The organism is Porphyromonas levii (genome assembly GCF_018206105.1).
GTDB lineage: Bacteria > Bacteroidota > Bacteroidia > Bacteroidales > Porphyromonadaceae > Porphyromonas_A > Porphyromonas_A levii.
Genome location: NZ_JADRGN010000001.1, coordinates 70,514 through 94,217 on the forward strand (window position 1 = coordinate 70,514; position 23,704 = coordinate 94,217).

Here is a 23,704-nt window from a genome sequence, read left to right on the forward strand (position 1 = left end):
GAAGTGCCTGCTTTCTCCATTTATAAGCTTTATACAATATATGTCACAAAATAAGAGAATCGAGAGCGACCTTCTCGGCGAAGTAGAGCTCTCAAACGAACACCTTTATGGAGTGCAGACAGCACGAGCTATCGAGAACTTCAAATTCTCTCCCTTCAAGATTAACAACTACCCCCACTTTGTAGAGGGTCTAGCGCTAACCAAGAAGGGTGCAGCGATGGCTAATCATGAGCTTGGTCTCCTCACCGACGACCAAGCTAAAGCCATTGAGCAGGCTTGCGATGAGATTATCGCTGGTCAGCACCACGAGGACTTCGTAGTGGATATGTTCCAAGGTGGCGCAGGTACGTCTACCAATATGAATGCCAATGAGGTTATCACCAACCGTGCCCTCGAGATAATGGGCTATGAGCGTGGCGATTACAAGACCCTCAGCCCCAACGACCACACCAACCTCTCACAGTCTACCAACGACGCTTACCCTACCGCTATTCACCTAGGTCTGTATCGTACCTACCTAGACATGATTCCACACATCGAGGATCTAGTAAAGAGTTTTCGCAATAAGGGTGAGGAGTTCAAGGATATCATTAAGATGGGACGTACTCAGCTCCAAGATGCGGTGCCAATGACACTTGGGCAGACCTTCAATGCGTTTGCCTCCATCCTAGAGCACGAGATACCCAACCTCAAGCACGCAGCAGACCAGCTATTGGTCAATAACATGGGTTCTACCGCCATTGGTACAGGTATCTGCTCCGTACCAGGTTACCGTGAAGCCTGTGCAAAGGCACTTAGCAAAATCACTGGTTGGGACGTCACCGCAGCCGACGACATGGTAGCAGCTACCTCAGACACCTCTCACATGATAGGTTACTCAGCTGCCCTACGCCGTATTGCAGTTAAGCTCAGCAAGATTTCCAACGACCTTCGCCTCATCTCAAGTGGTCCCCGCGCTGGTCTAGGAGAGATCAACCTCCCAGCTCGTCAGCCAGGCTCTAGCATCATGCCAGGTAAGGTCAATCCTGTAATCCCTGAAGTGGTTACCCAGGTAGCAATGAAGGTGATTGGCAATGATGTCTGTGTCACCATGGCAGGCGAAGCATCCCAGATGGAGCTCAACGCTATGGAGCCTATTATGGCACAGTGCTGCTTCGAGAGCTCACACCTACTAGTACAGGCAATGGACACCCTCCGCACCCTTTGTATCGATGGCATCACTGCTAATCCAAAGGCAACAGAGGAGAATGTACACAATAGCATCGGTGTAGTGACAGCGCTCAACCCATACATCGGGTATAAGAACTCTACTAAGATCGCTAAGGAAGCGATGGCAACTGGTCGTGGTATCGTAGATATCGTGCTAGAGAAGGGCATCCTTTCTAAGGAGCAACTCGATGAGATCCTTGCGCCTAAGAACCTCATCCAGCCAGTAAGGCTCAATATCAAGCCTCTTAAGGACTTCGAGGACTAATCCCCTCCAGCATACAAATTTATAAAGGCTTCCCCACAACACGCTATGGGGAAGCCTTTCTCTATCCTCTCAAACCATCACCCATCGTTCGACCTATTACGTAATCATAATGTACTTTCTTAGCTGCGGGGATTTTTGTAGTTTTGTATGTAATATAAGGGAGGGGCAGGCTGAGATGATACAACTCGTCTTGCCGTGCACTGACAACCATTGAGGAGAGATAGATGAGCGAAATCGTATTGAAAGGTGTGAGGGTCAATAACCTCAAAGGGGTATCACTCGAGATACCTCGTAATCAATTGGTGGTACTATCGGGGTTGAGTGGTAGTGGCAAGACCTCCCTAGCATTTGACACCCTTTATGCCGAAGGACAAAGACGATATGTGGAGAGCCTCAGCGTGTACGCTCGCCAGTTTGTCAGCAAGATGGCAAAGCCCGAAGCCGATGTGATAACAGGCATCCCTCCTGCCATTGCGATCCAGCAACGCAAATTCAATAAGAGTCCACGCTCCACTGTAGGTACCGTCACCGAGATCTACGACTACCTGCGCATGCTCTATGCACGTATTGGTCATACCATTAGCCCTGTGAGTGGCAAAGAGGTGACTCGGCATACCACCAATGATGTCCTAGCCTTTGTGAATGCCCTCCCAGAGGGGACCAAGTATATGGTATGCGCCCCCATGAGTGTCCCTCGTGGGCGCCCCCTCTTCGACCACCTACAACTTCAGCTCGCCAATGGTTTCAGCCGTCTTCTGCTTGAGGATGGCACCGTTGCCCGAATCCAAGACCTCCTGGATAGTAAAGGGCTCGATAAGATGAAAAAGAGCGGAATGCACTTGGTCATCGATCGTCTTGTGGTACAGCCCGACAACGATGCTACCAATAATAGGCTCGGCAATTCAGTAGAAACAGCATTCTTTGAGGGCGGAGGCACGGCACTGATTAAGTACGACGGCGGAGAAGAGCTATTTAGTGACCGCTTCGAACTAGATGGAATCACCTTCGAAGAGCCTACCGATAAACTCTTCAGCTTCAATAGCTCCGTAGGGGCATGTCCGACATGTGAGGGCTATAGCCAAGTAATGGGTATCGACGAAGACCTCGTGATACAGGACAAGCGTCTCTCTCTATATGAAGAGTGCGTAATGCCCTGGCGAGGGGCGAAGATGAGTGAATGGCAGAAGGACTTTATCCAAAAGACAGAGAAACTAGGATTCCCTATCCATCGTCCCTACAAAGATCTCACCGATGATGAAAAAGACCTCCTCTGGAATGGCAATCAGCTTCCCGCCCACGGCTACAGTCGTGACAAGATATACGGCATCAATGATTTCTTTGAGCACGTAGAGCAAAGACAATACAAGATGCACTACCGCATCATGCTGGCCCGCTACCGAGGGCGTTCTCTCTGCCCCACCTGTAAAGGCAAGCGACTCCGCAAGGAGGCACTATACGTACAGATAGGCGGTAAAGACATCTCCCAGCTGGTAGTGCTCCCCATCTCAGACCTCCGTATATGGCTCGACCAACTACAGCTTAGTGAGCACGACCTATTGATAGGCAAAAGGCTCCTCGACGAACTGAAGTACCGAGTAGCTTTCCTCGATGACATCGGGCTTGGCTATCTCACCCTCGACCGAGTAGCTGGCACGCTATCGGGTGGTGAGGGGCAGCGCATCCAGCTAGCCACCTCACTTGGTGGCGGTTTGATTGGCACCCTCTATATCCTCGACGAGCCCAGTATCGGACTACACGCTCGAGACACTCATCTCCTCATCAACATCATGAAAGAGCTCCGCGACATGGGTAATACAGTAGTCGTGGTAGAGCACGACGAAGAGGTGATCCGTTCGGCCGACCTAGTTATCGACATTGGTCCAGAGTCTGGCATTGGTGGAGGAGAAGTAGTATGGCAAGGAAGCCCCAACAAGCTCCCCAAGAAGTCCAATAGCTACACCGTAGAGTACCTATCGGGCAGGAAGAGCATCCCTTGGCCTAATAAGCGACGCACCTCCAAGAGTAGCATCACCGTAAAGGGAGCCTACAAGCACAATCTCAAAGGGATAGACGTCACATTCCCATTAGGAATAATCACGGTAGTGACTGGGGTCAGTGGTTCGGGAAAGAGTACATTAGTCCGCGAGATATTCTACGAAGGTGTAGAGCGCTTGGTCAATCACGACCCTCTCACCAAGATAGCTTGCGACGGCATCACGAGAAGCATCTCCAGCGTGAAGCGCGTGGAGTATGTAGATCAGGACTCTTTGGGTATCTCTACTCGCTCCAATCCTGTGACTTATATAGGGGTGTACGACGACATCCGCCGGTTGATGGCGAACCAGCAATTGGCTCGTCAGCTAGGATTTACACATCAGTACTTCTCCTTCAATACCGAGGGAGGACGCTGCGAAACCTGCCGGGGCGAAGGAGTCATTACCATAGAGATGCAGTTCATGGCAGATATGACCATTCCTTGTGACGAATGCCACGGCAAGCGCTTCAATGAAGAGGTACTTGAGGTGACCTTCCACGACAAAAACATTGCAGATATACTCGAACTTTCGGTAGATGAAGCTATCTCTTTCTTTGGTCAATACACCGAAGAGACCTCCCATGCCCTCAAGATTGTAGAAGGGCTACAAGTCCTTTCCGATGTAGGTTTAGGTTATATCAAACTTGGGCAAAGCTCCAGCACTCTATCGGGAGGAGAGAGTCAGCGAGTAAAGCTTGCCTCACACCTTATGGACAAAGGCAAGAAGCCTACTCTCTTTATCTTTGACGAGCCAACCACTGGTCTCCATATCCACGATATCAATGTACTCATGCGCTCCTTCCAAGCCCTGATAGACCATGGGCATACCGTGGTAATTGTTGAGCACAATATGGAGGTTATCAAGTGCGCCGACTACATCATTGACCTAGGGCCTGAAGGAGGCGCTAAGGGCGGCAACTTAGTTTACCAGGGCACACCCGAAGGTCTCATGGAGGTAGCCGAAAGCTATACTGGGCGCTTCCTCAAGGAGAAATACCAGCAAGACCACAAGAAATGATACCCGAAAGCCACCTCCACTACATTTGGGCCAATAGGCTATACGATAGGATTTCCCTTGAGGGCAATCCCATTGAGGTGGTGGATGTGGGACAGCTCAATAGCCACGATGGTCCCGACTTCGAACTCGCGCGAGTGCGCATCAAGGGAATAGAGTGGGCTGGTGCGGTAGAAATCCATAGGAAAGCCTCTGAGTGGCAAGAGCACGGGCACCAGCACGATGTTCGATACAACTCGGTCATCCTACACGTAGTCCTCGAGAATAATCTTGCTGTCCGGGATCAGGCAAATAGGGCAGTACCTGCCGCCATCATGGAGGTAGATCCCTCTGTACTCGACGGTCTAAGTAGGTTGGAGGTAAGTAATCAGAGCCTCAGATGTATGCCCGACTTCCTCTATATGGGTAGCGAACGTTTTCTCGACGAGGCTTTGACCCTTCTCCCTCAGAGGATAGAGGAAAAACTATCACTCCTCCGTGCTCGCTCCGATAGCGACCACTTCAATTCTATCTTTTACCTCACCCTGATGCGGTATGTAGGAGCGCACCAAAACAATGAGCAAATGGAGTCCATCGCTCGCGCCCTACCCTACCAATACCTCAAGAAACACGCTTCGGATGCCACTGCACTAGAAGCGATGCTCCTAGGACAAGCGGGGTTATTGGCAGAGACTCCTCGGGATGAGTATGAGGCAAATCTGATTGGGGAATATCAGTTTTACCGACAGAAGTTCTCCCTCACACCACAACCCAAAGAGCATTTCCGCTATCTGCGTCTGCGCCCATCTGCCTTTCCTGCCCGTATGCTAGGGATTGTAGCTCAGATTATTCACCACGAGGAGGAGCTACTCAGTGCTATTACCCGCTTAGACCATCGAGCCATTGTACACTGGCTGAGTGTGAAACCCTCCGAGTATTGGCAAAGACACTACGACTTTGGACGAACACTCCCAAAAGCATTAGGAGGCTTAGGTGAAAACAATCTTCGTTCATTAATCATTAATACCATAATCCCCACTGTCTACTATTATGCCCAGCAGACGGGCGACCAAATGCTGGCGCAAAGGGCAATGGACTGGCTATTCAGGTTGCCTCCGGAGTCCAATCAGTATACTAAGTTATTCACCTCACATGGCGTTTGCCCAAGATACTCAGCCGATAGCCAAGCCCTCTTGCAGCTCTACCACCGCTATTGCCAACCAATGTATTGCTTACGATGCCCCATAGCCATTACCCATTTCCAAGCACTCCGCAGCACAAAAGCATCCCATTCGTAACCCTTCGGTGGCCGCTTTGCTTCAGGGCAAACGCATGCAACGTACTCCACGTGGGAATTCACAGGAGATCTTGGTAAAATCATTTTTAGAGTGCAAGATACGCAACAGCCTGTTGCACAATTAGGTGAGGTTTCTTAAATACTTTCGACTATCTATCACCGCGACATCAGAAGAAAGGCGGCGTAAAGTCAAGTAGTTTAGTGTATTCTAGTCGTATAGCACTGAAGAAGGCAACCACTTAGTGCTGCATACACCCGCCCAACCTATATTCTTATTTTTGGTAAGTTTGTACAGTGTGTGAGGGGAGACAAATAAGATGTTGTATGAAGGTAGCACTGATAACAGGGATTACAGGACAGGATGGCTCCTACTTGGCGGAGCTTCTATTGGAGAAAGGATATGAGGTACACGGTATTATTAGGCGTAGTAGCTCCTTTAATACCAGCCGTATCGAGCACCTCTATCTCGATGAGTGGATAAGAGATATGAAGCAAAAAAGACTCATTAATCTCCACTATGGTGATATGACCGACTCTAGCTCTCTGATCCGCATCATCCAACTCATAAAGCCCGACGAGATATACAATTTGGCAGCTCAAAGCCATGTAAAGGTCTCTTTTGAGGTGCCCGAATACACTGCTGATGTAGTGGCAACTGGCACACTCAGGCTATTAGAAGCGGTACGCATACTCGATATGACCAAGAAGGTAAAGATTTACCAAGCCTCTACTTCTGAGCTCTACGGAGAGGTGCAGGAAGTCCCGCAGCGAGAGACTACCCCATTCCACCCACGTTCGCCCTATGCCGTGGCGAAGCAATACGCCTATTGGATTAGTCGTAATTACCGTGAGAGCTACGGGATGTTTGTAGCAAATGGCATCTTATTCAACCACGAGAGCGAGAGAAGGGGTGAGACTTTTGTGACCCGAAAGATTACATTGGCAGCCGCCCGAATCGTTCAGGGCTATCAAGACAAGCTCTATCTGGGTAATATGGATGCGCTTCGTGACTGGGGGTATGCAGGGGACTATGTAGACTGTATGTGGCGCATCCTTCAGCAAGATAAGGCAGACGACTATGTGATTGCTACTGGCGAACAGCACTCTGTACGGGAGTTTGCCACGCTGGCTTTCCTCCACGCTGGCATAGAACTGGAATGGCTCGGAAAGGGAATAGAGGAAAAGGGAGTGGACAAGGCCACTGGTAGAGTACTCGTGGAGGTAGACCCGAAGTATTTCCGTCCTGCGGATGTGGAAACCCTTTTGGGCGACCCCACTAAGGCGAGAACCGAACTGGGCTGGAACCCTCAGGCAACCTCTTTTGAGGAACTCATAAAGAAGATGGTGACGCACGATATGAGATTTGTACGCAAGCTACACCTTCGCACAGAAATGGATGAATAATGATAATAGAAAAGAGTAGCAAGATATATATAGCAGGGCACAGAGGGCTGGTAGGGTCGGCTATTTGGCGCAACCTAGAGCAACGTGGATACACCAATCTGATTGGACGTACGCATGCTGAGCTAGACCTAAAGGATGCGTTGGCGGTACGGCAGTTTTTCGACCAGGAACGCCCTGAAGTGGTAGTACTTGCAGCAGCTAAGGTGGGAGGAATCCTTGCCAACAACACATACAGAGCCGACTTCATCTATGACAACCTACAGATACAGCAAAATGTAATAGGTGAGAGCCATAGGCATGGGGTACAGAAGCTCTTATTTCTAGGGAGCACCTGTATCTACCCTCGGACGGCACAGCAGCCGATGAGAGAAGAGGAGCTACTGACGAGCACCTTGGAGTATACCAACGAGCCTTATGCCATCGCCAAGATTGCAGGACTCAAGATGTGCGAGAGCTTCAATCTACAGTACGGCACTGATTATATAGCAGTGATGCCGACTAATCTATATGGGCCGAATGATAACTTCGACCTTGAGAATAGCCATGTAATGCCAGCGATGATTCGTAAGATACACTTGGCTAAGCTCTTGGGGCAAGAGGATTGGGCTGCAGTGGAGCGAGACTTGGCTAGACGACCAGTAAACGGTGTGGTACAACCTAGAGACCTAGAGCACTTCGGAATATTTCCCAATGAGGTACGGTTATGGGGTAGCGGCACGCCCTTGAGAGAGTTTCTCTGGAGCGAGGATATGGCAGATGCATCGGTACATATCCTATTAAACACTCGCTTTGAAGAGCTTTACCCTGAGGGAAGTAAGGAGATTAGGAATTGCCATGTGAATATTGGCACAGGCCAGGAGGTATCAATAGGCGCACTTGCCGAGCTTATTGCCAAAGTAGAGCACTACGAAGGGAAAATCCTATGGGATAGCACTAAGCCCGATGGCACACCCCGAAAGCTCACAGATGTTACTAAGCTCCACGCCCTTGGCTGGCACCACAAGATAGAACTAGAGGAGGGAGTACAGAAATTATATCAATGGTATTTAGAGCATTAAGAAGATGATAAAGAACGTACTCTTTGACTTTGGTGGGGTATTTGTAAAGATAGAGCGTGAGGAGGCGGTACGCCGTCTAGAAGCACTCGGAGTGCATGACGCTAATCACCTCCTCGACCCCTATATGCAGTCGGGTATCTTTTTAGAACTAGAGGAGGGCAAGCACGATAGGGTTCAATTCACTCAGCTCATCAACAATCGCTACGGTCTTCAGTTAGATGAGATGCAGATAGAGTATGCCCTACTAGGATTTGTTGCAGAGGTACATCAGGAGAAGTTCCGCTACCTACGTGAGGAGTGGCCTGAGGGGATTCGCTGTCTACTGGTGAGCAATATCAATCCTTTTGTATGGCGCTATGCTCAGTCCGGGGAGATGATTGATGGAGGGCACTCTATCGACGATTATTTCGAGATTATCTACGCTTCTTATCAGCGTGGTATGTGCAAGCCTGAGCGGGCGTTCTTCGACCTGATTATCAAGGATGCTAACATTAAGCCCGAGGAGACTCTTTTCATAGATGATGGCGCAAATAACTGCCGTATGGCAAGAGAGATGGGTTTTATTGCCTATTGCCCTGAGAATGGTGAGGACTGGCGTCCTCTACTTGATAAGTTGCTGAAGTAATGAGTGAAGAGAGGCACCGGTTCCATAGCTATCGGACGATAGCGAAGCGGAGTGAGGGACTATTTACAGATAAGCGCAGTAAGTTTATCTCCTTCATAATCCCAGTAGAGAGCGAAAACGAGGCCATGGCAGAACTAGAGGGTATCCGAAAGGAGTACTACGATGCACGCCATGCCTGTTGGGCTTATCGAATTGGCAAGGGAGAGATCCGAGAGCGTGCTAATGATGATGGTGAACCAAGTAGTACGGCAGGAAAGCCCATCCTTGGGCAGCTTCTCAGCAATGAGCTCACCGATGTGATAGGTATCGTGGTGCGCTACTTCGGGGGCGTCAAACTAGGACCTAGCGGACTGATCAATGCTTATCGTACAGCCACGGCTGAGGCAATAGCAGCAGGGGAGATAGTAGAGCACACATTGTATACTAGCTATCGGCTGTGTTTCCCTTTTGACCTTATCAACCCCGTGATGATGCTCCTCCGCCAATATGAAGCGCAGACAATCAACAACGATGCCACTTCTGAAGGACACCTTTGGGATATCCGTGTTGCCAACGCCAATGTTGAGGACTTTGAAGCCGCCACAAATAAAATCTACCAGCTAGAAGTAAATATCAACAAATAAAAAGCATAAGCATGGAGAGATAAAGAAAGAAGTGACTAATACCTCATGAGGGTTCTTCTTACGTCCTTATGGTATCATAAGTAGTTGACTTTGTTATCTAGTAATCTGATCTTTCAACTTATAACTTCATTCAAAGAAACTCCTTTAAAATACCTACAAAAGGGTATTGACCTATCCTAATTAATGCTTTATCTTTGCGAAAGAATATCGGATTGGGGTAATCGTAATGGGTGGGGGACGCACCTCGCCCGGTTATTTCAGTCTAGAAGAACACAATTAATCATCAAAACAAACAAATTCTTGTATATCATGAAGAAGCTATTTACACTTTTACTACTTACATTCGCTGCGGTGTCAGCGGTGTCTTGCGGGAGGAATGATAAGAAACCAGAGCCTGCAAAAGTGGCTTTGAACACAACGTCCCACTCGCTTAAGGTTGGAGAGACCTTAGAACTTGTTGCTACCATTACACCGGCTTCCAGCAAAGAGAAGGTTTCTTGGACAACAGACAAGAAGGAAGTCGCTACCGTAACTTCAGAAGGGAAAGTAGAAGCAGTGGGGGAAGGCAAAGCGATAATCTCTGCAGTACTCTCTGGTGGGAACAAAGCGTCTTGCGCTATTACGGTGGTGAAGAAAGAAGAGCCCAAGCCTACCCCTGAGCCTAAACCAAAAAAGGCGAAGAAGGCTACCATTACTTTTTTGAAAGCATCCTATAGCTTGGAGATTGGCAAAACTCTGAATCTGAAAGAAGAGGTGAAGATTACCAAAGGCGATGATCCGACGGAGAAACTTGATCCTAGTTGGGAATCCTCTAGCCCTCAGATAGCTACTGTCGATAAATCCACTGGAATAGTCTCGGGAGTAAAGCCTGGGGAAGCGACTATTACAGCAACGCTACCAAATGGCAATAAAGCTGAGTGCAAAATAAACGTGACAAAGTCCCAATCTCCCAAAAAGGCGAAGAAGGCTACCATTACTTTTAAGAAAACATCCTACAACTTAGAGGCGGGGAAAACTCTGGATCTGGACGAAGAGGTGAATATTACCCAAGGCGATGATCCGACGGAGGAACTTGATCCTAGCTGGGAATCCTCTAGCCCTCAGATAGCTACTGTCGATAAATCCACTGGAATAGTCTCGGGAGTAAAGCCTGGGGAAGCGACTATTACAGCAACGCTACCAAATGGCAATAAAGCTGAGTGCAAAATAAACGTGACAAAGTCCCAAGAAGGCGGAGGATCTGACAAAGAGATAATTATCAAAACAGGAAGTATCAAGGTTGAGGAAGGCAAGACTGCTCAGATAGAGATTGATTATAATGGGGTACCTAAGGATAAGGTCAAGATAGAATTTAAGAGTGTTAACGAGGAGATTGCTACCGTTACTCCGGATGGTTTGGTAAAAGGAGAGAGTGTTGGCGAGACACAAATTTCAGTCACAATAAATGGTAAACCAAAGCACCATGGGATACCCGTCTCTGTCTATAAAAAATCGGATGCTAAAAAGTATACTTATGACCTTCGCATGGTCAAAAGGGACATTCTTTCTGGGGAAGAAAAAACTGAGATCCTTAAACAGAAGACTATTGAGGTAGAATATATTAGGTCAGGTTCAGCCTCCACCAACAAGTTCTCTATATATGTAGACATTACAGATACGACAACAGGGGAAAAGACTAAAAACCTTGTCGGAGCAAGGGAGATAGTAGATGAAACTGGTAGTATTATAGTAAGCGCAGGATTCGATGGGAGCGTCTCGTATGATGGTGCTGGCTCCTTCTCTCTTAGGATAAAACTGGAAGAGTATGGTATTGAAGAGACCATCAAGGTCATAGTCAAAGAAGTAAAAAAAAAGAAGTAAGCAAAAAACAGTGAGACAATAGTTATTCACTGCTCAATGAAATAATAAAGAGACTTGCCCCGCCTTGTGCGGGGCTTTCTTGTTTAGTCTGTAGTTGAGGGACATTTCGTCAGAAGAATACAAAAGAAGGTTCAAAAAACAATCACTCCTTCTCACATAACGCACAATTGCGACTTGAATCTACGAGAAGAAAACATTTAGGTATTATAATTGTTATACATACGAGAGAGAGTTGAAGCAGAATAATAACGATATATTACGAGAAAACGGATGAAAACAGATATCCAGATAGCACGAGAGTCGGAGCTCAAGAAGATTGACCTAATCGCTGAGCAGGCAGGTATACCTGAGGATAAGATTTCACCTTATGGCCGCTATATGGCGAAGGTAGATAGCAACCTACTCAAGGAGGAGCACCAACAGGGCAACCTAATACTCGTAACAGCAATTACTCCTACCAAGAGCGGTAATGGTAAGACTACCGTATCTATAGGTTTGGCTTTAGGTCTTAATAAGATTGGGAAGAAGGCTTTTGTAGCACTGCGCGAGCCATCGCTTGGTCCTGTATTCGGCATGAAGGGTGGTGCCGCTGGCGGTGGTTACTCTCAAGTACTACCGATGGATCAAATCAACCTCCACTTCACAGGCGATTTCCATGCTATTACGACCGCAAATAATACACTTGCAGCACTAGTTGATAACTATGCTTATCAGAACCGCAACAATGAGAATGGCCTAAGCTCTATTGTGTGGAAGCGGGTATTGGATGTCAATGACCGCAGTCTCCGCAATGTGATTACTGGCCTGGGTGGTATCTCTAACGGCATACCTAGAGAGGCAGGGTTCGATATCACACCTGCGTCTGAGATTATGGCTATCCTCTGTCTGGCTACAGATATTGAGGATCTCCGCCGTCGTCTTGATAATATACTGGTTGGTTACAAAAAGGATGGTTCGGCATTTACTGTAAAGGATCTAGGCGTAGGTGGTGCCCTAACTATTCTACTTAAGGATGCGCTCGACCCTAACCTAGTTCAGACTACAGAGAATACGCCAGCCTTTATCCACGGAGGTCCATTTGCGAATATTGCTCATGGCTGTAACTCGATCATGGCAACTAAGATGGCGCTGAAGTATGGCGAATACGCTATTACAGAGGCGGGCTTCGGTGCGGATCTAGGTGGAGAGAAGTTCTTTGATATCAAGTGTCGACACGCTAAGATACAGCCAAAGGCAACTGTACTTGTTGCTACAGCACAAGCGCTCAAGATGCACGGCGGTGGCGATGAGAAGAACCTTAAGGTAGAGGATATGGAGTCACTAAGGAGGGGATTTGCTAATCTGGATCGTCATGTGGAGAACCTCCGTATGTTCGGACAGAGTGTTATCGTCTCTATCAATAGGTTCCCTACCGATACGGATGCGGAGATTGCTGTGATTCGTGAGCACTGTGAGATTAATAGGATACCATTTGCTATTAATACCGCATTTAGTGAGGGTGGTAAGGGCGCAGAGGAACTAGCTAGAATAGTAGTAGATACTGTGGAGAATAATCCTTCCAAGCCGCTTGAGTACCTCTATGACCTCGATATGAGCATCACCGATAAGGTGGAGGCTATTACTAAGAATGTATATCGTGCAAAGAGCGTGGAGTACGAGCTAAAAGCGAAGAAGGCGATTAAGAAGCTAGAGGAGCAGGGCTTTGATAAGTACCCAGTATGTATTGCGAAGACCCAATACTCGTTTACAGATAATGCGAAGGCGTATGGAGCACCATCTGACTTTGAGCTAACGGTTCAGGATGTCGTCGTCAATACAGGAGCTGAACTCATCGTGGTAATCATGGGTAGTATCATGCGTATGCCTGGTCTCCCTAAGGAACCAGCAGCGATGAAGATGGATATCGTGGATGGTATCATCGAGGGACTAAGCTAATCCTTATGCAAGATCTGCAAGACAAGAGGTCGGCAGTAGAGAGACTCCTTGAGGAGTTCGTCTCTACTGCCGACCTTTCTTATAGGGCTTTCAATATTAAACTCAAGGTTTCGTCAGACCCTGAGAGCATTCTCGGCATCCGCATGCCGGTGATACGCAAGAGCGCTAAACGAATAGCAAAGCTCCTTACCTACGATGATGCCATCGACCTATTGCTAGACAAAGCTAGGAGGCACTACGAGTACAAAATGCTCCTAGGGCTCGTACTTCAGGAAGTAACGGCTACCGAGGAAGTCCCTAAAGCGTTGTCGATTCTCTACGCCCTATGCGATGGCTGGGCGACAGCAGATCTATTCAAAGATGCTCTAGGACACTTTGCCCAACAGGGTGCGCTTGCAGAAGTGGAGGCATCTATTGAGCGCTACAGCCAAGACGTTAACCCCTTTGCACGCAGGCTCACTATTGTCGCTTTCCTTCCGCTAGTCAAGTACAAGCTGGTAGTGCCTGAAGTTGCACTCGCTCATATCACTAAGCTGCAGGCAGACCGAGACTACTACATAGAGATGGCTAATGCGTGGCTCTTGGCAGAGCTGAGCATCACCCACCCCGAAGTACCCCACTCTGTTACCAGTCCCACTCTATTACAGAAGTATCGCCAGAAGCTCCGCGACTCCTTCCGTCACCCTTGAGACAATAAACACAGAGGACTTAGAACTCACTGGTAAAGTGGAAAGTTATCTGAGGGAACTCCTCCTTTGCCATATTGAGGAGGTAACCACTATCAGCTAAGTACACGTCTCGTCCCTGAGTATCCACCGCCATGTACTGCATCTTACGGCGCTTAAACTCCTCTAGTACTGCGGGATCATCGCAAGATAGCCAGCAAGCCTTGTAAAGACTAATCGGCTCCCACCTACAGCTTGCTTGATACTCATGCAGTAGACGATACTGTATGACTTCGAACTGTAACTGACCTACTGTACCCACTATACGACGACCGTTGAAAGAGTTGGTAAACATCTGCGCTACGCCCTCGTCCATGAGTTGATTGAGCCCTTTCTGCAGTTGCTTTTGCTTCTGTGGATCGGCGTTCTCAATATACTTAAACATCTCAGGAGAGAAGCTAGGAAGACCGCGGAAGTTGAGTACCTCGCCTGAGGTAAGGGTATCACCGATCTTGAAGTTACCCGTATCGGGCAGACCGATTATATCTCCGGCATAAGCGTCATCCACTATCTCCTTCTTCTGAGCCATAAAGGCGGTGGGCGAACTAAACCTCATCTGCTTGCCGTGTCTTACATGGGTGTAATAGGTATTACGCTCAAACTTCCCAGAACATATCTTGAGGAAAGCAATACAGCTACGGTGGTTAGGATCCATATTGGCGTGTATCTTAAAGATGAAGCCAGTAAGTGGCTGCTCATAAGGATCCACTAGTCGCTCTTCTGCCTGTACGGAACGAGGCGATGGTGCAATCTTAACAAACGTATCGAGAAGTTCCTTCACTCCGAAGTTATTGAGTGCAGAGCCGAAGAAGACTGGAGCGAGCTCAGCTCTAAGGTAAGTAGGTACATCTAGTTCGGGATATACCCCTCCGATAAGTTCGAGATCGTCTTTGAGTCGTTTTGCTTGCGCTTCTGTCACATAATTCAGTAGCTCATCCGAATTAAGATCTACCTGAATACGCTCAGATATATGGCTTTTATCGGCGCCCGAGAAGAGCTCCAACTCCTTATCATAGATATTATAAACCCCTTTGAAACGGTCACCTGAATCAATTGGCCAAGTAAGCGGAGTAGTCTTAATCTGTAGCTCCTCCTCCACCATATCGAGTAGGTCAAATGGGTCTTGCGACTCTCTATCCATCTTATTGACGAATACTATCACAGGCGTCTTGCGCATACGACACACCTCCATTAGCCTACGTGTCTGCTCTTCCACACCTCTTGCACCGTCTATTACGATAATAACCGAGTCCACCGCAGTAAGCGTACGATAAGTGTCTTCAGCGAAGTCCTGGTGACCTGGGGTATCTAGGATATTCACCTTGTAGCCCTCATAGTCGAACCCCATTACCGAAGTGGCTACGGAGATACCACGTTGCTTCTCTATCTCCATCCAGTCTGAAGTCGCAGACTTACGGATCTTATTACTCTTCACTGCCCCTGCCACATGGATCGCCCCTCCAAATAGGAGGAGCTTCTCAGTCAAAGTAGTCTTACCGGCATCAGGGTGGGCGATGACGGCAAAGGTACGGCGGCGGCTAATCTCTTCTACATTGTATTTCATTGCTTTGGATTATCGTAATGGTAGATCTCCCTAAGAGCTTCTTGCCATGGGCGTATCAGCGTAGGGAAATAGTGTTCTATCTTTTTCGTTTCTAACTTACTATACTGGGGGCGACGCGCTGGAAGGCTTAGCTCCTCCTGCAGGCACTCTTCTACCTTCAGGTGAGCAGTCCTAGGATCAAGCGCTACAATTGCCTCGGCAAAGGCATGTCGAGAGGCTTCTCCCTTATCACACACATGATATACTCCCACAGGGAGCTCCTCTTCGGAGCCATATAGAGTGGCGATACTGAGTATCACCCTAGCCAGAGTAAATACACTAGTAGGGGTGCTGATCTCATCAGTAACCACCCTTAGCGTACCTCCATGTGCACCTTCCTCTAGTGCCTTACGGCGAATACTCTTGTAGAAGCTCTTATTCTTCCAGCTCTCAGGACCATAAAGCCAAGCGGTTCGGAGCAAATACAAGGGAACCTCGAACAGCCCTGTAGCATACTCTCCCAGGTACTTCGACAAGGCATAGGCATTAGCAGGGCTAGGCGTACCCTCCTCAGTGAAAGGCGTTCCTACTTGCCTTTTATCCCCACCAAAGACATGATCCGTACTCACATGGATAAGTGGCAGATGCTCCTGAGCAAGCATAGAACTAATCGTTGCTGGAATAGTTGCATTAGCTACTTTGGCTATCTCGTACTCCTTTTCAGCGCCATCCACATTGGTATAGGCGATGCAATTAACCGCTATATCGGGTCTATTCTCTCGAAAGAAAGCAGCTATTTCCACTGGACTAGTATAGTCCATATCCGCTCGAGTAGTCGGTAAAATCTCTAGCCAAGGGAATTCTCCCTTAGCTATCGACTGAATGGCTGTCCCAAGCTGACCCGCAGCCCCTGCCACCCACACCTTCTTACTCCTCGTCATCAGGAATAGAATTTAGCGTAAGCTCGCCCTCCTCCACCTCTCTAAACCGTGCGGCGAGCATAGCCAAGAAGGTACTAAACTGCTTTATTGCGCCCTCGGTAGCCTCAGTAACCTCTTCGCCTCTTGCCTTAAGAGTAAGGTAACCATAGATACCTACGAAACAACTCTCTATCTCGCCCATATTCTCACCTCCGCTCAATTCCCTCAGCTGGATAATGCTAGGCAGAGTCTGAAAGTATACAGACGAATAAAGCGTCTGGCTTGGCTCCCTCAGGAGCTTAGCCGATAGCTCTTGCAGCTCATCCATAAGTTCATTAAGCGCTCGCAGGTGTCCTACCTTGGTAATCCCTTGCTCCTTCATCTGGTCGGCAAGCGTTAGATACCAAAGCAGCACCTGATCCATCCGCTCTTGGTCTAGTTGATAACCTTGGCTCACATACTCCTTAATCTTAGCATCATCTAGCTCCAATGCACGGATGATATCCTCTATTTGCCACATATAGAGGATATACTCGGCTACGTTTTCTCTCCTCTTCGTTTCTGCTACTATCATAATATCTATAGTGTTACTACTGTAATACCTGCCCCTCCGAGGTCTACATGTTCATCCTCGAAGTGCTTAACCTGAGGGTTTCCTCTCAGGTAATCTCCAATGGCTTGCTTCAGTGCCCCAGTCCCTGTACCATGTAATATACGGACTGGAGAGTAACCGAAGTGATTAGCATCATCAATAAACTGAGTCACGCTACTCAGTGCTTCCTCCACCCTCATGCCACGACAATCGAGCTGAGGCTTGAAGTTGAGCCTCCTCTCATTGGCCTGCTCCGAAATCATCTGTGGTTTCCTAGCCACTACCTCCGTTGTCGCTCTCTGAGTAGGCAAGAGCTTATCCAACGCCACCGACATAGTGAGGTTCCCCAGTCGTACCCGCACCTTCTTGCCTTGGATCTCTACAACCTCACCTACCTCATTACCCCCCTCGAGGGTCACCCGACTACCTACTTCTATAGGCTGGTTCTTAGGTTTGGGCATAGCTATTGCCTTCTGCTTACGGTGTAGGTGCTCCTTTTTCTTCTCCAGCTTAGCACGAGCTTGCTGGGTCGCTTCCTTATCCGCCTTAGCCTCCTTTATCTCACGGATGGTTCGCTCAATAGTGGCATTGGCACTACTCACTATCTGTAGCGCTTCTTGCTCAGCTTTCGCTATCAATCCTTTGCGCTTCTGAGTAAGTCCCTCTAGGCGCTCATCGAGCTTCGCTTGCTTCTCCTGCAAGGAGCGCTCTGCTCGCTTTACCTCCTCTCGCTTACGCTTCCAGTACGCCTTATCACGGATGATATCTTGGAGGTACTTATCTTGCTGCAAGTAGTCCGAGCCCACCAAAGTACTCGCATAGTCGATAATCTCGGAGGGCATCCCTATCTTTCGTGCCACCTCCAGACCAAATGAGCTCCCTGGCTGTCCTATATACAGTTCGTAGAGAGGCTCTATCTTGCCCCTATCAAAGAGCATAGCGCCATTCACCACTCCGTCGTGAAGCTCGGCATAGGTCTTGAGGTTACCGTAATGGGTCGTAATCACCCCGAAACTCCCTCGTAGTCGGAACTGCTCTAGTACTGCCTCCGCTATAGCTCCACCTATCGTAGGCTCGGTACCCGAACCGAACTCATCAATCAGTATCAAGCTCTTGTCCGTCGCCTCGCGAAGTACACGCTTCATATTCTGCAAGTGACTGGAATAGGTACTAAGATCATTTTCCAACGATTGTGCATCACCGATGTCGATAAATACACTGTCGAAGAAGCGACATTCACTGTGCTCCATCATCGGCACCGCTAGCCCACACTGCAGCATATACTGGAGCAACCCCACCGTCTTGAGCGCAATAGACTTACCGCCCGCATTAGGTCCCGAGATGAGTAGTATCCTCTGCTCACCATCTAGCTTAAGCGTTAGGGGCACTAGCTTACGTCCTTGCTCCCTAAGGTGGCGTTCCAAAAGAGGATGCCTAGCCACCTGCCACTCCATACTGATACCATCATCCGCAATCGGTGGCACAATAGCTTCTAACCGCTCTGCAAGTCTAGCCTTCGCTCTATTAAAGTCGAAGATACCTATAAGCTGGCAATCCTGCTGTACCTGCCTCATATCCCTCCTCACGTACACGCTAAAGTCCTTTAGAAGTCGGACGATCTCCCTCAGCTCCTCGCCCTCTTTCTCTCGTATACGGTTGTTCATCACCACCATCTGCTCCGGCTCTAGATAGAGGGTACGCCCAGTAGACGACTCTTCATGCACTATGCCCCCTATCTCCCTCTTGGCAGATGGTATGATAGGCAATAGCAAGCGTCCATCACGCACTGCTGGGGTAGCATCTTTCTCTACCCAACCTGCCGCCTGAGCTGAGCGCAGTATACCCTGCATGGTCTGCCCGAGCGAGCCTCGCAGCTGCCGAAGCTCCACTCTAATCTCCCTGAGGGTACGACTGGCAGTATCCTTGATTTCTCCCTCCTCATCAATCAAGTTGTGCAGACGCCTCCGTATATCCACTAGATCATCTAAGCGCTCAGCCAGCCGATACAGTTCAGGATAATCCTCCTCTCGCTCTTCCAGCATACGTTTGGTTTCCACTACAGACGCCAAGAGGTCGCGTAGAGGGCGAAGGGACTCTACTGGTAGATAGCTTCCCTCGGGGCGAAGCGACAACAACGCTTCCCTTATTGCGCCGAAACGAAAACTGGGCACCTCTGCTCCCGAGACCAAAAGTGTCATCATCTCGGACAGCTGATCCAATCTTCCTCTCAACTCTTTCCCATCGGGCAGGAATGCCATACGCTCCACGAGGAAGAGGCTAATCTCATTGTCGCAAAGGGTGCGAAGCTCCTGCCGAAGTTGTCCGAACTCCAGTTTCTGCTCCAGCACACCTAGACTATTGACTTGCTCCACTTCTAGAATAAGAACCTTATCACGTCATTGACATTAGCGTAGAGCACAAGTAGCAGCAGCAATATCATACCAATAATCTGAAAACGTGTCTGCCACTTAAGTGAAGGTGGGCGACCCGCTACAGCCTCATAGATAAGGAACATGATATGACCGCCATCCAATCCGGGGATAGGTAGTATATTCATCACCGCCAAGATGACCGACAAAAATGCCGTCATGCCCCAGAAGGCTCTCCAGTCGAAGGTAGAAGGGAATAGACTACCCATTGTACCAAGCCCACCAAGACTCTGAGCTCCTTCGGGCGTCGCCACATACTTCAATTGGTCGGCATAACTCACAACCTGCCTATAGGCTTCGCGAACACCTGCGGGGATAGATGCCAGCAGACCATACTCCTGGCGCTCCGTTATGAATATCTTATTGGGTGTGGCAAAAGCAATACCTATACCTTGCTCAGAGTCGGAATAGGTACGTATAGCAATCACCTCTCCCCCACGGAGGAGCGAAAGCGTAAGACTATCGCCCCTAAGCTCCTGTAGTTTAGTCATAATCTGGGAGAACTTATCCATCGGTGTACCATTGACCGCCACAATCTTATCCCCTTTCTCAATACCTGAAGATGCTCCTGCACCGCCTATCACTACAGAATCTACCAATGCCGGCATATCCATCCTGAAGAAGGTCTCTCCACTAGCCAGCACAGCGCGCATAAAGTCTACGGGGATTTCGATATCTACCTGAGCCCCATCACGAAGCACGGTAAGCTGCTCTCCATTGGCGATTTCCTGAAGCAGTGTACCCTCAAAGTACTTGAGCTCATTGCCGTCAACGGCTACAGGGAGATCACCATCCTCCAAACCCATCTCATGTCCTACAGATGAGTACACAAGATTGTCGCCTACATTCTTTAGCGGCAACTTCTCACTACCCCAGTAATAAGCAATACCACCATAGATAAGGGTTGCGAGTAGAACATTGAATAGGACACCGCCAATCATCACTAAGAAGCGCTGCCATATAGGACGGCTTCTAAACTGATGGGGCTCTGGTTCGCTCTCTAGCCCCTCCACCGCGAGCGACTCATCCACCATACCATCTATCTGACAATACCCTCCGAGTGGCAACCAACCTACACCATATTCCGTATCGCTCCCCTTAGGCTTATGGTGCCAAAGAGCCTTCCCTCCTAGGTCGAAGAAAAGGAAAAACTTATTTACCCTAATCCCGAACAGCCGAGCAAAAAAGAAGTGTCCCAGCTCGTGAATAAAGACGAGAATAGAGAGGGATAAGAGTAGTTGTATGACCTTTATCAGTATACCCATTGATTTATTTCTTAGTTATTTGATTCCACTGTACCACGCCTGCGCTATGCCTCTAGCCACCTCATCGGCATCCTGTAATACCGCAAGGTTAGACACGTTGCGCTCAGGAGCCTTATCCATCGTATAGCGCACAACCTTAGGAATATCTGTAAAGCCAATCTGCCCCTGTAAGAACCTCTGCACTGCCACCTCATTGGCAGCGTTCATCGTACAAGGGCTAGTGCCGCCTCTATGAAGCGCTTCATAGGCGAGGTCGAGACATGGGAAAGCATCTCGCCTTGGAGCTTCGAAAGTCAGTTTAGCCATATCCTCCACTTTTAGTAAAGGCTTGTGCCCCTCCAGCCTATGAGGATAAAGCAGGGCGTAAGCTATTGGATGCCGCATATCGGGATAAGACAACTGTGCTTTGATGCTACCATCACGATAGCCCACCATAGAGTGTACAATACTCTGGCGGTGTACCACAACCTCGATAGCCTCTGGGGCTACATTGAATAGGTGGTGTGCCTCAATCATCTCCAAACCCTTATTCATCAGCGTGGCAGAGTCTATCGTCACCTTTGGGCCCATAGACCAATTGGGATGCTTTAGGGCATCCTTAGCCCGCACCTGCGAAAGCTGCTCTATCGCCATATCCACAAAAGGACCACCAGATGCCGTTAGATAAATCTTCTCCACCTCTTTCATCTGCTCCCCCACTAGACACTGAAATATAGCTGAGTGCTCCGAATCTACGGGCAAAATCATAGATCCATGCGCTTTGCACAAGCGCTTGATAAGGTCTCCAGCCACCACTAGCGTCTCCTTATTTGCTAGAGCAATGATACGTCCCGACTCTATCGCACTAATTGTGGGTTCCAAACCCGCAAAGCCGACCATGGCAGTCAGCACTACATCAGCCTCTACCGAGGCAGAAAGCTCTATGATAGCCTGCCTTCCCGCCACCACCTCTATGGGTTCACCCTTCAGGGCGCGCTTCAGCTCTTTAACCAACTTATCATTACCTATAGCGACCACCTCGGGGTGGAACTTCCGAGCCTGTTCAACGAGCAGATCTATACTATTATTCGCCACTAGGGCATACACCCCGAGTTCTTCTGTGTGACGCTCTACCACTTGCAGTGCCTGGGTACCAATCGAACCAGTAGAGCCCAATATTGTTACTTTTCTCATCTCTCCGTATCTGTATATAGTAGGCGCAAATTTACCATTTTATTCGCCAACCGCATGATATCTATTCCATAAGCCTTTCACCTATCCACCCCAAGCCATCTCTATAGAGCACATGACCATTTAATATATACTAATCACTCCATTTGATATATATTAATTCACCTAATTAGTATATATTAAACCGATCAATTAGTATATACTAAATGGTCATGCGGTATACTGAGAGCGGTCAACGGGTAGCGGTGAAAGGTTTTTCTCCCCTACTATCTCTGTCTTTTCCTGAATTAATTGACCTTTTTCGGGGCAATTTAACTATCTAGTTGACCTTACGTGCCTGAGGTTTCACTGGTCTGTTGACTACTATTTCCTAATTTACTTGACTATGCGCACTAAGTGGTTGACTTTTTCAGAAGGAGAACAGAGCTAAAGATGACTTCATACAGGTCTAATTAACTCACCTAAACCATAACAAATCACTTCTGATATGCCCCTTAATTGTCATTACTAATGCGTTTTCCCTGATGCGAAGGTGGCTCGGCTTACGAAAAATAGTATCTTTGTGGCAAACGGTTTATTTTGTTGAACAAATAAAGAGGTTTATTATTTATGAAAAGAATGATTACTATGGTTGCGGTGGCTATCATCGCACTCGCTAGCACAATAAGTGCCAATGCCCAAGGTGGTTTCCGTTGGGGTATAATGGGCGGTGCCAACTTCAGTAAGTTTAGCACTAAGGCCGCAGACTACAAGAGTGACCTTTTTACCGCCTTTCACATTGGACCAATGGTAGAGTATGAGCTTCCTATCTTCCCTGTAGCTATAGAAGCAGGGCTTCTTTATAGTCAGAAGGGCTCTTCTATGGAGCAGGCTAGCAAGGAGATACTTAAGTTTAGGAGCAACCTTATCGAGGTGCCTGTCAATGTAAAGGGTTATGTATTCAGCATCCCAGCTGCTCGCTTCTTCGTGATTGCCGGTCCGAGCTTCAACTTCGCACTCAACACCAATGTAGAGGCACTGAATATTGATGCTATCAAAGATGTGAAAGCTCAGAGATTCGGAGTGAACCTCAATGCTGGTATCGGTGTGGAGGTACTGAGGTATCTACAGCTCTCTGCTACCTTCAATGCCGCAATGACTGATAGTTATAAGTTCGAGAATGCTGGGAAAGTGATTAATGACTTCCTTTCCACACGAGAGAAAGGATTCTCTGTTACCGCCCGCCTACTCTTCTAAGAGCGGGTAATTAAGCAACGAAAGAGGTGTGTCCACATTTTGCAAAGCAAAATAGTTAGGGCGCACCTCTTTTCTGCATTAATCGCAAATAGGGTGTGTAAATGTGAAATTTACGCAACTTAGTGTGTTAAATATTTGGTGATATGCCGAAGTCTTTCTAATTTAGCACCCGAATAGAAGCATTACCGAATAATTATAATAAAAGGAGCATGGAAGAGCAGAAGCGCAAGGGACGTGAATGGGGAGGCTTTTTCCCACAAGTGATTCGGCTCTGGAAAGAGGGCTTGAAGTCTATGACATGGGGCAAACCACTATGGATACTCAATATCATCAAGCTATTGATTCTATTTGGGGTACTGAAGCTTTTCTTTTTCCCAAACTTCCTGAAACAAAAATCTGATACAGAGGAAGGGAAGCGCGACTATATTGTGAACGAACTGAAGCAGAGGAGTGCGGCGACTGATGGGCATGAGGTTTTTGCTCCAGAACAGCGACAAAAGTAAGAGACAATAATAACAC

The 23,704-nt window shown here is 48.2% G+C and carries 18 protein-coding genes; 12 read left to right on the forward strand and 6 right to left on the reverse strand.

Annotation, left to right across the window (positions count from 1 at the left end):
• Nucleotides 1–40: 40 nt before the first annotated feature.
• From IX315_RS00305 to IX315_RS00350, 10 genes are all read left to right on the forward strand, one after another.
• Nucleotides 41–1,474, forward strand: coding sequence for an aspartate ammonia-lyase (locus IX315_RS00305; RefSeq protein WP_018357471.1), 1,434 nt, complete (start codon nt 41–43; stop codon nt 1,472–1,474).
• Between the two features lie 224 nt (nt 1,475–1,698).
• Nucleotides 1,699–4,527 (forward strand): excinuclease ABC subunit UvrA, encoded by a 2,829-nt coding sequence (gene uvrA / locus IX315_RS00310; RefSeq protein WP_211837067.1) that lies wholly within the window; start codon nt 1,699–1,701, stop codon nt 4,525–4,527.
• Nucleotides 4,524–5,801 (forward strand): DUF2851 family protein, encoded by a 1,278-nt coding sequence (locus tag IX315_RS00315; RefSeq protein ID WP_018357469.1) that lies wholly within the window; start codon nt 4,524–4,526, stop codon nt 5,799–5,801. Before uvrA ends, IX315_RS00315 begins: the two co-directional genes overlap by 4 nt.
• Before the next feature lie 323 nt (nt 5,802–6,124).
• Nucleotides 6,125–7,204, forward strand: coding sequence for a GDP-mannose 4,6-dehydratase (gene gmd / locus IX315_RS00320; protein WP_018357468.1), 1,080 nt, complete (start codon nt 6,125–6,127; stop codon nt 7,202–7,204).
• On the forward strand, nt 7,204–8,262 hold the full coding sequence (locus IX315_RS00325; RefSeq protein WP_018357467.1) for a GDP-L-fucose synthase family protein: 1,059 nt from the start codon (nt 7,204–7,206) through the stop codon (nt 8,260–8,262). The genes gmd and IX315_RS00325 overlap by 1 nt, the downstream gene beginning before the upstream one ends.
• A 4-nt stretch (nt 8,263–8,266) precedes the next feature.
• Complete coding sequence (locus IX315_RS00330) at nt 8,267–8,887, forward strand: HAD family hydrolase (protein WP_018357466.1); 621 nt, start codon at nt 8,267–8,269, stop codon at nt 8,885–8,887.
• Nucleotides 8,887–9,510 carry an IMPACT family protein gene (locus tag IX315_RS00335; RefSeq protein ID WP_018357465.1) on the forward strand — a complete coding sequence of 208 codons (624 nt, stop codon included), beginning with the start codon at nt 8,887–8,889 and terminating at the stop codon, nt 9,508–9,510. The genes IX315_RS00330 and IX315_RS00335 overlap by 1 nt, the downstream gene beginning before the upstream one ends.
• 309 nt (nt 9,511–9,819) lie before the next feature.
• Nucleotides 9,820–11,370, forward strand: coding sequence for an Ig-like domain-containing protein (locus tag IX315_RS00340; RefSeq protein WP_211837068.1), 1,551 nt, complete (start codon nt 9,820–9,822; stop codon nt 11,368–11,370).
• A 270-nt stretch (nt 11,371–11,640) separates the two neighbouring features.
• Complete coding sequence (locus tag IX315_RS00345) at nt 11,641–13,305, forward strand: formate--tetrahydrofolate ligase (RefSeq protein WP_018357463.1); 1,665 nt, start codon at nt 11,641–11,643, stop codon at nt 13,303–13,305.
• Nucleotides 13,306–13,310: 5 nt separating this feature from the next.
• Nucleotides 13,311–13,994, forward strand: coding sequence for a DNA alkylation repair protein (locus IX315_RS00350; RefSeq protein ID WP_018357462.1), 684 nt, complete (start codon nt 13,311–13,313; stop codon nt 13,992–13,994).
• A 19-nt stretch (nt 13,995–14,013) separates the two neighbouring features.
• Here the strand turns inward: IX315_RS00350 and IX315_RS00355 are convergent, their stop codons facing one another.
• The 6 genes from IX315_RS00355 to IX315_RS00380 are packed head-to-tail and all read right to left on the reverse strand — an operon-like array spanning nt 14,014 to nt 21,952.
• On the reverse strand, nt 14,014–15,594 hold the full coding sequence (locus IX315_RS00355) for a peptide chain release factor 3 (protein WP_018357461.1): 1,581 nt from the start codon (nt 15,592–15,594) through the stop codon (nt 14,014–14,016).
• Complete coding sequence (locus IX315_RS00360) at nt 15,591–16,514, reverse strand: SDR family oxidoreductase (RefSeq protein ID WP_134849151.1); 924 nt, start codon at nt 16,512–16,514, stop codon at nt 15,591–15,593. The genes IX315_RS00355 and IX315_RS00360 overlap by 4 nt, the downstream gene beginning before the upstream one ends.
• Entirely contained in the window at nt 16,501–17,067 is a 567-nt protein-coding gene (locus IX315_RS00365; RefSeq protein WP_018357459.1) for a DUF4924 family protein, read from the reverse strand. Before IX315_RS00365 ends, IX315_RS00360 begins: the two co-directional genes overlap by 14 nt.
• A gap of 5 nt (nt 17,068–17,072) precedes the next feature.
• Nucleotides 17,073–19,457: an endonuclease MutS2 gene (locus tag IX315_RS00370; RefSeq protein ID WP_211638167.1), complete on the reverse strand. Its 2,385-nt coding sequence runs from the start codon at nt 19,455–19,457 to the stop codon at nt 17,073–17,075.
• Nucleotides 19,458–19,459: 2 nt separating this feature from the next.
• Nucleotides 19,460–20,779, reverse strand: a complete 1,320-nt coding sequence (gene rseP, locus IX315_RS00375) for an RIP metalloprotease RseP (protein WP_211638168.1) — start codon at nt 20,777–20,779, stop codon at nt 19,460–19,462.
• A gap of 15 nt (nt 20,780–20,794) precedes the next feature.
• Nucleotides 20,795–21,952, reverse strand: a complete 1,158-nt coding sequence (locus IX315_RS00380) for a 1-deoxy-D-xylulose-5-phosphate reductoisomerase (protein WP_211837069.1) — start codon at nt 21,950–21,952, stop codon at nt 20,795–20,797.
• A gap of 615 nt (nt 21,953–22,567) precedes the next feature.
• Between IX315_RS00380 and IX315_RS00385 the strand changes: the two genes are divergently transcribed.
• Complete coding sequence (locus tag IX315_RS00385; protein ID WP_018357455.1) at nt 22,568–23,185, forward strand: porin family protein; 618 nt, start codon at nt 22,568–22,570, stop codon at nt 23,183–23,185.
• 209 nt (nt 23,186–23,394) lie between these two features.
• Nucleotides 23,395–23,688, forward strand: a complete 294-nt coding sequence (locus IX315_RS00390) for a DUF4492 domain-containing protein (protein WP_018357454.1) — start codon at nt 23,395–23,397, stop codon at nt 23,686–23,688.
• Nucleotides 23,689–23,704: the final 16 nt, after the last annotated feature.